Below are 1,608 nucleotides of genomic sequence, written 5' to 3' on the forward strand. Positions count from 1 at the left end.
TGCTCTTGTAACGTTGATGCCAAGGACCCTTGTCCCTGCTGGCGGCGTAGGTAAGCCTACCGCCAACGTCAGTGACATCAGCGTCGATAAGAATGAAATCCGTCGAAGCGTGGTCGCTGGGATCATCGCCGTCGAACGCGAGATAGAAGTTTGCAGGATCGCAGTCCCATATCGCAGTCAGTGCAACCGGAATGTTCTTTCTTCCTTTGCTCCAGATGTCGACCTTGCGTTTCTCCTGAGCGCGGGCGACCTCGAAGGCTTCGTCTAGTTTTCCTTCCGCGACATCCATGGCTGTGATGACGTTCAAGCCAAGGGCCGTCAGACGGTTGATCTCGTCCACGTTCGCCATGCCTTCTCCTCTGGCAGCAGATTATTATCCACCGTTGGAAGATGCGGCGGCAATCCAAGCCTGAGGCACGAGGGCCTGTCCACGCCATTCCTCAATCAACTTGACTCCGGGAAGCTTGCCCCAGACGTCCTCATCTGCATGATCCAGCACGATGATCTGGAGGCGACCTTTCGCGGCCATGACCTCAGCGCCTAGGAGCGCAAAGACCTTCCTGACGGCGACCACGTCCTGATCCCTCCACGCGATGAGGTCGGGGCCCTCGTCGCCCGCCGCCCGCTTAGGAAAATAGACTTGGCTAGGTTGGTCGAAGATCAGCTGACCAGGGACTGGGTGATGAGGTTCGGCCAGGAAGTAGTGCTGCAGCGCAAGCATTAGTGCGACGTGATACGCGAGCCAATTGGCGCCGCTGCCAATCTCCCACAGGTAGTCCTCACGCGTTCCCCTAGTCACCTTGACGGTCAGGTCTTCAATCAACAGCCTAATCGGGGCCTCGGGCCACTCCGCGTCAAGCTGCGGAATCAGCCGATTGGCATGATGGGAGACTTGGTTCAACGCGTTGAATAGCTTGCGCTGGATGTCGGCCTCGGAGATCGTCTTTTGCAGCGTTGCAATATCGGCCTGCAGCGAGGTGAGTTCCTGCCGCAAATCCGACGACTGGTCGGCGCGGTCGTAGACGTGCAACGCCTGCTCCAATCGACCGAGGAAGCGCTCAAGCCTATCGAAGCGATTGGCCTCGTCTCGGGCGACGTCAGAGTCCCGTTCCAGCACCGCTATCTCGCTACGGACATCGTTCAACTCAGATAGGACCGCTTCAGCGGCGCCGCGCTGGCGCAGGATTTCCTTGTCAAGCGTGTTAGACATCGCAGGGTGGGTCCGCAGTCGGATCTCCAGACCGCCGAGGTTGTCGCAAAGGGCCAAGACCTTCTCGCGGCCGCCGTCCCCGAGTGCGACCAACGGATCGGCGAACTCGTCGGCCAAGTCCCTCAGCCACGTGGAAAGGTCCAAGCGGTCACGTTGGATGCGCATGGCGTCGCCGTACGCCTCGCTGCTCTCCACCAGACGGCGCAGTTCGTTCAGGCGCTGACGATGCTCGGTAAGTCGCGCGGCGATTTCAGTTTCCGACGCACGAAGGGTTTCCAGACGCGTCAGCACCACATCGATGCCGGCCAGGCTTGGTCGAGCAAGACTTGAGTTGCTGTTCGACACGCGCCGAAGCAGGTCAACAACGTCACTCCAGTCCTTCGGCACTTCAGTGGAGG

At 59.6% G+C, this 1,608-nt stretch carries 1 protein-coding gene and 1 pseudogene (1 of these 2 running past the window's edge); both read right to left on the reverse strand.

Annotated elements, in window-relative coordinates:
- Nucleotides 1–349: hypothetical protein (locus EOB49_RS36980; protein ID WP_206526134.1), on the reverse strand; the 349-nt coding region annotated here is incomplete at its 3' end.
- Between the two features lie 24 nt (nucleotides 350–373).
- A pseudogene (locus tag EOB49_RS24110) lies at nucleotides 374–1,608 on the reverse strand (DUF3732 domain-containing protein) (it continues 727 nt past the right edge of the window).

It is taken from the genome of Mesorhizobium sp. M7A.F.Ca.MR.148.00.0.0, assembly GCF_003997735.1.
Taxonomy (GTDB): Bacteria; Pseudomonadota; Alphaproteobacteria; order Rhizobiales; family Rhizobiaceae; genus Mesorhizobium.